The sequence below is a fragment of the Streptomyces africanus genome (assembly GCF_002150735.1).
In the GTDB taxonomy this organism is placed as follows: domain Bacteria; phylum Actinomycetota; class Actinomycetes; order Streptomycetales; family Streptomycetaceae; genus Streptomyces; species Streptomyces africanus.
On sequence record NZ_MUKA01000366.1, the window covers coordinates 1 to 8,844 of the forward strand.

The 8,844-nt window shown below is 70.5% G+C and carries 7 protein-coding genes; 4 read left to right on the forward strand and 3 right to left on the reverse strand.

All coding sequences use genetic code 11. The features are described 5' to 3' along the window. Positions 1 to 1,472, forward strand: a 1,472-nt coding sequence (locus tag CCL05_RS36125) for a GMC oxidoreductase (RefSeq protein WP_086564876.1), incomplete at its 5' end; no start/stop codon positions are given. A 19-nt stretch (positions 1,473 to 1,491) separates the two neighbouring features. On the opposite strand, the gene CCL05_RS36130 is transcribed toward CCL05_RS36125, so the two are convergent. After that, complete coding sequence (locus CCL05_RS36130) at positions 1,492 to 3,327, reverse strand: AMP-dependent synthetase/ligase (RefSeq protein ID WP_086564877.1); 1,836 nt, start codon at positions 3,325 to 3,327, stop codon at positions 1,492 to 1,494. Positions 3,328 to 3,624: 297 nt separating this feature from the next. Here CCL05_RS36130 and CCL05_RS36135 point away from each other — a divergent pair, with 297 nt between their 5' ends. Together CCL05_RS36135 and CCL05_RS36140 are read left to right on the forward strand one after the other, a co-directional pair. Next, positions 3,625 to 4,422 carry a metallophosphoesterase family protein gene (locus tag CCL05_RS36135; protein ID WP_082319876.1) on the forward strand — a complete coding sequence of 266 codons (798 nt, stop codon included), beginning with the start codon at positions 3,625 to 3,627 and terminating at the stop codon, positions 4,420 to 4,422. Between the two features lie 109 nt (positions 4,423 to 4,531). Continuing rightward, complete coding sequence (locus CCL05_RS36140) at positions 4,532 to 4,969, forward strand: SRPBCC family protein (protein ID WP_086564878.1); 438 nt, start codon at positions 4,532 to 4,534, stop codon at positions 4,967 to 4,969. Positions 4,970 to 5,151: 182 nt separating this feature from the next. Here the strand turns inward: CCL05_RS36140 and CCL05_RS36145 are convergent, their stop codons facing one another. Then, the gene (locus CCL05_RS36145; RefSeq protein ID WP_086564879.1) at positions 5,152 to 5,943 is read right to left on the reverse strand and encodes an SURF1 family protein; all 792 of its coding nucleotides are present in this window, start codon (positions 5,941 to 5,943) and stop codon (positions 5,152 to 5,154) included. A 50-nt stretch (positions 5,944 to 5,993) separates the two neighbouring features. Further along, entirely contained in the window at positions 5,994 to 6,818 is an 825-nt protein-coding gene (locus tag CCL05_RS36150) for a class I SAM-dependent methyltransferase (RefSeq protein ID WP_086564880.1), read from the reverse strand. Between the two features lie 100 nt (positions 6,819 to 6,918). On the opposite strand from CCL05_RS36150, the gene CCL05_RS36155 reads away from it, so the two are divergent. Next, complete coding sequence (locus CCL05_RS36155; protein ID WP_086564881.1) at positions 6,919 to 8,787, forward strand: S9 family peptidase; 1,869 nt, start codon at positions 6,919 to 6,921, stop codon at positions 8,785 to 8,787. Positions 8,788 to 8,844: the final 57 nt, after the last annotated feature.

Sequence of the window (8,844 nt, forward strand, 5' to 3'; positions counted from 1 at the left end):
GCTACGGCGGCGCCGTAGCCGCCCTCCGCCTCGCCCAGGCCGGCATCCGCACCCTCGTGCTGGAGATGGGCCGGCTCTGGAACACCCCCGGCCCCGACGGAAAGATCTTCTGCTCCACCCGCACCCCGGACCAGCGCTCCATGTGGTTCCGCACCCGCACCGAGGCCCCCCTGGGCACCTTCCTCTGGCTGGACGTCGTCAACCAGGACATCGGCCGCTACCCGGGCGTCCTGGACCGCGTGCACTTCGCGCAGATGTCCGTCTACGTCGGCCGGGGCGTCGGCGGCGGCTCACTGGTCAACGGCGGCATGGCGGTCACGCCGCCCAGGGCCTACTTCGCCGAGCAGTTCCCCACCGTCGACGCCGACGAGATGTACGGCACGTACTTCCCGCGCGCCCGGGCCGCCCTCGGCGTGAACACCGTCGACCCGGCCTGGTTCGAGTCCACGGAGTGGTACCGCTTCACCCGCGTCTCCCGCCGGCACGCCGAGAAGACCGGCCTGCGCACCACCTTCGTGCCGAACGTCTACGACTTCGGCCACATGGCGCGCGAGGCGGCCGGCACCGCCCCGAAGTCGGCCCTCGCCGGCGAGGTCATCTACGGCAACAACCACGGCAAGCGCAGCCTCGACAAGACCTACCTCGCCACCGCGCTCGGCACCGGCCACGTCACGATCCACACCCTGGAGAAGGTCCGCGCGATCAGCCGGGCGCCGGACGGGAGCTACGTCCTGACCGCCGACCGCGTCGACGAGACCGGCCGGGTCGTCGAGACCAAGGAGTACGGCTGCACGTACCTCTTCCTCGGCGGCGGCAGCCTCGGCACCACCGAACTGCTGCTGCGCGCCCGGGAGACGGGCACCCTGCCCGATCTCGACCCCAGTGTCGGCGCCGGCTGGGGCACCAACGGCAACGTGATGCTCGGCCGGGCCAACCACCTGTGGGACACCGTCGGCGCGAACCAGTCGACCATGCCGGTCATGGGCATCGACGACTGGGCCAACGCCGGCAACCGCGTCTTCGCCGAGATCGCCCCGCTGCCGGCCGGGCTGGAACACTGGGTGAGCCTCTACCTGGCGATCACCGGGAATCCGGAGCGGGCGTCCTTCTCGTACGACACGGGCTCGGGTGAGGTGCGGCTCGGCTGGACGGCCGCCCACAGCGCGGTCTCCGTCGCCATGGCCAGGAAGCTGTTCGACCGGATCAACGCGGCCAACTCGACGATCTACCGCTACGACCTGTTCGGATCGAGCAGCAAGATCTTCGCCGACGACTTCACCTACCACCCGCTCGGCGGCTGCGTGCTGGGCCGGGCGACGGACGACTACGGGCGCGTGAAGGGCTACCCCAGGCTCTACGTCACCGACGGCTCGCTCGTGCCCGGGTCGATCGGCGTCAACCCCTTCGTGACCATCACCGCGCTCGCCGAACGCACCATGGCGCGGGTCCTCGCCGAGGACACCGCGCCATGAACGCCTCGGGAAAGCCCTGCTACTTCGCGTAGATCGCCTCGACCTCGTGCGCGTAGTCCTTCGCCACCACGTTCCGCTTCAGCTTCAGTGAGGGGGTCAGGTGGCCCGACTCCTCCGTGAACTGGGAGGACAGAATGCGGAACTTCCGCACCGATTCCGCCTTCGACACCGCGGCGTTGCCGTCGTCGACCGCCGCCTGGATCGCGGCCAGCAGGTCCGGGTCCTCGCACAGCGACGCCGCGGTGGAACCCGCCGGCTTGCCGTGGTCCGCGCACCAACGGCCCAGGAACTCCTCGTCGATGGTGATCAGCGCGCCCACGAACGGCCGCCCGTCGCCCACCACCATGCACTCCGCGACCAGCGCGTGCGCCCGGATGCGGTCCTCGATCACGGCCGGGGCGACGTTCTTGCCGCCGGCGGTGACGATGATCTCCTTCTTGCGGCCGGTGATCCTCAGGTACCCGTCCTCGTCGAGGGTGCCGATGTCACCGGTGTGGAACCAGCCGTCGGCCAGCGCCTCGGCGGTCGCGCCGGGGTTGTTCCAGTACTCCTTGAACAGGTGCTCGCCGTGCAGCAGCACCTCGCCGTCGTCGGCGATCCGGACCACCGAGCCGGGCAGCGGCTGGCCGACCGTGCCGATCTTCTGCCGGTCCCAGGGGTTGAACGCGGTGGCCGCGCAGGACTCGGTCAGGCCGTAGCCCTCCAGGACCGTGAAGCCGATGCCGCGGAAGAAGTGGCCGAGGCGCTCGCCCAGCGGGGCGCCGCCGGAGATGGCGTACTCGCCCCGGCCGCCGAGGACCGCGCGGAGCTTGCTGTAGACGAGCTTGTCGAACGTCTTGTGCTTGATCTTCAGGCCGAGGGACGGGCCCGACGGGGTGTCCAGCGCCTTGCTGTACGCGATCGCCGTGTCGGCGGCCTTGTCGAAGATCTTGCCCTTGCCGTCGGCCTGCGCCTTGGCGCGCGCCGAGTTGTAGACCTTCTCGAAGACGCGCGGCACTCCGAGGATCAGGGTCGGGCGGAACGCGGCCAGCTCGTCGGTGAGGTTCTTGATGTCCGGGACGCAGCCGAGCTTGATCGGCGCCATCATCGGCGCGATCTGCACGAGCCGCCCGAAGACGTGCGCGAGCGGCAGGAAGAGCAGCACCGAGCACTCGCCCGTGCGGAACAGCGGACGCAGCCGCTCCACGATGTTGCCGCACTCGGCGAAGAAGCTGCGGTGGGTGAGCACACAGCCCTTGGGACGGCCGGTGGTGCCCGAGGTGTAGACGATGGTCGCCGGGTCGTCGGCCTTGGCGATCGAGCTGCGCTCCTCGACCGTCTGGTCCGTGACGTCCTGCCCGAGCCGGGCCAGCTCGTCGATACCGCCGCCTTCGATCTGCCACACGTGCTTGAGCGCCGGCAGCCGGTCACGCACCGACTCGACGGCGGCCGAGTGACCGTCCGACTCCACGATGCACGCGGTCGCGCCCGAGTCGCCGAGGATCCACTGCACCTGCTCCGGCGAACTGGTCTCGTACACCGGCACGGTCACCGCGCCCGCGCTCCAGATCGCGAAGTCCAGCAGCGTCCACTCGTAACGGGTGCGGGACATCAGGCCCACCCGGTCGCCCGGCTCGACCCCGGCGGCGATCAGCCCCTTCGCGGCCGTGTGCACCTCGGCGAGGAAGGCGGTGGCCGTGACGTCCTGCCAGGTGCCTCCCCCAGACTTCGTCTGGGGGGACCCCCATTTCGCTTCGCTCACCTTGCGGGCGATGACGGCGACGTCCGGGTGCTGCGCGGCGTTTCTGCGGACGATGTCGGTCAGATTGCCGTCCGCAGGGACCTCGTACAAAGCCGGAAGGCTGAACTCGCGCAAGACTGCTGCTCCTCATAGGGCGCCGGCGCCACGACGTTGTGTGATGCGACGGTCCGGTCCAAGGCTCGGGCAGGTGCTCCGGCATTCACTTGTTGAAATGCAGAGCACGACTGGACTGCCCGGACGTTACCCGCCGGTATAGGTTTTCCGACAGGGGGTCCCGTCGAGATGTTCGCTGCGTCACACAGTTGGGTATTCCTTTGCGCACAGTAGTCCACGTACTAACTGACTGGCCAGTAACCGCAGGTAGGGCCGCCACTGTTCACAACTGTGCCGCTCGACCTACCCTTGATCACCATGGCACCCACACCAGCCGGAAATCACAGGACGCGCGTGCACGTGGTCAGCGACGTGCACGGCAACGCCCGTGACCTGGCCAGGGCCGGCGAGGGCGCCGACGCCCTGATCTGCTTGGGCGACCTCGTCCTCTTCCTCGACTACGCCGATCACTCGCGCGGCATCTTCCCCGACCTGTTCGGCGTGGAGAACGCCGACCGCATCGTCGCGCTGCGCACCGCCCGGCGCTTCCAGGAGGCGCGGGAGCTCGGGGCCCGGCTGTGGGCCGGCGTCGGCGAGGACCGCGCCTCGGTGATCGAGAAGGCGGTGCGCAAGCAGTACGCCGAGATGTTCGCCGCGTTCCCCACCCCTACGTACGCGACCTACGGCAATGTCGACATGCCGCCCCTGTGGCAGGAGTACGCCGGCCCCGGCACGACCGTCCTCGACGGCGAGCGCGTCGAGATCGGCGGCTGGGTCTTCGGCTTCGTCGGCGGCGGTCTGCGGACGCCGATGCGCACGCCGTACGAGATCAGCGACGAGGAGTACGCGGCGAAGATAGAGGCCGTCGGCGAGGTCGACGTGCTGTGCACGCACATCCCGCCCGAGGTTCCCGAACTGGTCTACGACACCGTCGCGCGCCGCTTCGAGCGCGGCAGCCGGGCCCTGCTGGACGCCATCCGCCGCACCCGGCCCCGCTACTCCCTCTTCGGGCACGTCCACCAGCCGCTGGTGCGGCGGATGCGGATCGGGGCGACCGAGTGTGTGAACGTGGGGCACTTCGCGGGGACCGGGACACCGTGGGCGCTGGAATGGTGAGGACGTCCCAGGTCGGATGAGATCGGCGGGCCCCGTGCGCGGTAGCCTTCACGCTGCACGCTTGCGCACGACGACCTCATACCGGCCCGTATCTGGAGGAGCCACGGCGATGGCGGAACACACCAGCTCGAGCATCACCATCGAGGCGGCCCCGGCCGACGTCATGGCGGTCATCTCCGATTTCGCCCGCTACCCGGACTGGACCGGCGAGGTGAAGGAGGCCGAGGTACTCAAGACCGACGAGCAGGGCCGTGCCGAACAGGTCCGGCTCGTCATGGACGCCGGTGCGATCAAGGACGACCAGGTCCTCGCGTACACGTGGACCGGCGAGAACGAGGTGTCCTGGACCCTCGTCAAGTCCCAGATGCTCCGGTCCCTGGACGGCACGTACCTGTTGAAGCCGGCGGGGGCGGGGGGTACGGAGGTCACGTACGCGCTGACCGTCGACGTCAAGATCCCGATGCTCGGCATGATCAAGCGCAAGGCGGAGAAGGTCATCATCGACCGGGCGCTGGCGGGTCTGAAGAAGCGGGTCGAGTCCGCTTAGCCGCCGCTGGGGTTTCTGACGGAGCCCCCGTGCGGGCCCGTCGTGGCCGGTCGCGCAGTTCCCCGCGCCCCTGAGGTGCCTCAGCTGCGGGCAATCGTGCCGCTAAGGGCGGCACGGGTGGGCGCAGCGGCACCCCGCACCGCCGGGCTGCGAACCCACCCGGCATCAGCACCGACGCCGCGTCACTTGCTGCCGGCGTCCACGGCGACGGGCTCCTCCGCCACCAACCCCAGTTCCGCATCCCGCGCGAACTCCACCTCACGCCGCAGCAACCGGAACCACATGAAGATCACAAACCCCACGAAGGCGAACCACTCGGCGGTGTAACCGAGGTTCTGGAACGCCTTCAGATCCAGCCCCGATCCCGGCGGCGCGCTCGCCGGCACCGCCTTCATCCCCGAGTCACCCTTCGCCAACGTGACCCACGCGTCGTACACGTCGTACGGCACCAGGTTCACCAAAGACGCCGCGCTGATCGCCCCGGTCTGCCCTGCCGGCAGACCGCCCTGCGCACGGACGCCGTTGTCACCGGGCGTCTCGGACGCCTGGAGCACCCCGGTCACCGTGACCTCACCGGTGGGCGCGGCGGGCGCCTTCGCCGCGTCGGCGGCCCCGGGCAGCCAGCCCCGTACCACCGGCAGCGCCTCGCCCGAGTCGGTCCGCAGCAGCGTCAGGACGTAGAAGCCCTGCTTGCCGTCGAGCTCCCGGCCGGGCACCAGCAACTGCTTGCCGTAGCGGCCGGTCGCGGTCACCTGCTTGCCGGACGTCGCCTTGGTCACCGGCAGCATCTCACCGAGCGGCCGGGGCGCCTCGTGCCGCGCCTCGGAGACCTGCTCGGTCGCCGTGCGGTGGTCCTGGACCCGGTCCTCGAACCGGCCCAGCTGCCAGGACCCCATGAAGATGCAGAAGGGGATGGACAACAGCACGAAGACGTTGATCCCCCACCATCGGGGCGTCAGCAGAAACCGGTACACACCCTTACGGTACGGGGCAGCCGGGCGGGCCCGGCCTGCGGGGTCGGCCGTCAGTCCTTGCGGGCCCGGAGCGAGTACATCAGCGGGATCCGCGGCCGGTCCGCCGGATAGCGGAAGTAGCCGTCCCGCCGCTCGAAGCACTCGAACCGCCGGAACAGCGAGACGTCGTGCTCGTGCAGGAACTCGATGCGCAGCCCGGCCGCCGCCAGCGCCGAGACGACCTCGCCGACCGGATGCTGCCACTCCACGCGCCGGTTGTGGACGAACTCGGCGCCCTCCGCCGCGTACGAACCCGGACTCTCCTCGATCCAGGCGTCACGGGCGAAGTAGTCGTACGTGATCCGCGAGCCGGTCTCGTCGTCGAGGACGTCGGTGAGCGGGTGGAACTCGGAGAGGTACAGGAACCCGCCGGGCGCCACCAGCGAGGCCGCCGTCTCGGCCCAGCGCCCGATGTCGGGCAGCCAGCACAGCGCGCCGACGCCGGTGTAGACGATGTCGTACGACGGGTCCGGAACCGCGGTGGCCGCGTCGTACACGTCCGCCGCGACGAAGGCGGCCCGGTCCTGGCCGAGGCCGAGATCGCGCGCGAGGCCGCGGGCGACGTCGACCGCCGGTGCGGAGAAGTCGAGGCCGACGACACGGTCGGCGCCGTGCCGGGCCCAGGACAGGGTGTCGAGGCCGATATGGCACTGGAGGTGCAGCAGCGAACGGCCGGAGACGTCGCCGACCTCGGCCTTTTCGAAGTCGCGCAAGGGGTCCTGCCCGGCCCGGAAGGCGTCGAGGTCGTAGAAACCGCCCGTGGTGTGCAGCGGGACGCGCTCGTCCCAGTGGGCCCGGTTGGCCTCGTGCCAGTCCGCCGGGGTGGGGGAGTACATGGATGACTCCTGACCTGCTGGGAAGGGGGACCCGTGGAGGTTATCCACAGGCTGAGGACCTCGCCAGCGAATTGTCGGTGAGGGCGGGCAGTATGGGGCCATGACTGAGAGCAACGGATCCGACGCGCGGGATCAGCGGGACCAGCACGAGCAAGAGGTACAGGCGGCACGGCAGGAGCGGATGCCGGACTGGGAGAAGCGCTTCCGGGCGCCCCGGGTGTCCCTGCCCGACTGGGCACAGGACGCCCCGGACCGCTCCCTGTTCGTGTCGAACGCGACGGGGACGTACGAGCTGTACGCCTGGGACCGGAAGACGGGCGAGCAGCGCCAGGTGACGAACCGGCCGAACGGCACGACGGACGGCGTGCTGTCCCCGGACGGCGCCTGGATCTGGTGGTTCGACGACAAGGACGGCGACGAGTTCGGCGTCTGGCGCCGCCAGCCCTTCGCGGGCGGCGTGGACGAACCCGCCGCCGAGGGCCTGGATCCCTCCTACCCGGCGGGCCTCGCCCTCGGCCGTGACGGGCGCACGGCGGTCATCGGCCGCTCGACCGACGAGGACGGCACGACGATCCACCTCGTCCGCACGGGCGAGGAGCCGGTGGAGATCTACCGCCACCGCGAGTCGGCCGGCGTCGGCGACCTCTCCCACGACGGCTCGCTCATCGCCGTCGAGCACACCGAGCACGGCGACGCCATGCACTCCGCCCTGCGCGTCCTGCGTACCGACGGCACACCGGTCGCCGACCTCGACGACACCGAGGGCGGGACGCGCGAGCTGGGCCTGGAGGTCCTCGGCTTCGCCCCCGTCGACGGCGACACCCGCCTCCTCATCGGCCATCAGCGCCGGGGCCGCTGGGAGCCCCTGGTCTGGGACGTCGCCTCCGGCGAGGAGACGGACCTGGCGCTGGAGCTGCCGGGCGACGTCAGCGCGGAGTGGTATCCGGACGGCACCGGCCTGCTCATCGCGCACAGCTTCGAGGCCCGCAGCGAGCTGTTCCGCTACGACCTGGCGAGCCGCGCCCTGACGGAGATCCCGACCCCGCCCGGCACGGTGTCCGGCGCCACGGCCCGGCCCGACGGCAGCGTGGAGTACATGTGGTCCTCGGCCGCCGAACCGTCGGCGGTCCGCTCCACGTCCGGCGGTGTCGTGCTCGACCCGCCCGGCATGAAGTCACCCGGCTCGGTGCCGGTGGAGGACGTGTGGGTGGAGGGGCCGGGCGGCCGTATCCACGCACTCGTCCAGAAGCCGCAGGGCAGCACCGGCCCGCTCCCCACGGTCTTCGACATCCACGGCGGCCCGACCTGGCACGACAGCGACTCCTTCGCGGCGGGCCCGGCGGCCTGGGTCGACCACGGCTATGCGGTGATCCGTGTCAACTACCGCGGCTCCACGGGCTACGGCCGTGCCTGGACGGACGCCCTGAAGCACCGCGTGGGCCTCATCGAGCTGGAGGACATCGCCGCGGTCCGCGAGTGGGCCGTCAGCTCCGGCCTCGCGGATCCCGACCGCCTCGTCCTGACCGGCGGCTCCTGGGGCGGCTACCTCACGCTCCTCGGCCTCGGCGTCCAGCCCGACGCGTGGGCCCTGGGCATCGCGGTGGTCCCCGTCGCCGACTACGTCACGGCGTACCACGACGAGATGGAAGCGCTGAAGGCGATGGACCGCACGCTCCTCGGCGGCACCCCCGAAGAGGTCCCCGACCGCTTCAAGGCATCCTCCCCCCTCACCTACGTCGACCAGGTCAAGGCCCCGGTCTACATCTCGGCCGGCGTCAACGACCCCCGCTGCCCGATCCGTCAGATCGAGAACTACGTCAAGCGCCTGGAGGCCAGAGGCGCGGTCCACGAGGTGTACCGCTACGACGCGGGGCACGGCTCACTGGTGGTGGACGAACGGATCAAGCAGGTGAGGTTGGAGCTGGAGTTCGCGGAGAGGCACCTCAAGGGGCAGCCGAACGCCCAGTAGCTCGGCAGGGCGTGTGGTGTGGCGGCTGCGGGTGCGTCGTGGCTGATCGCGCAGTTC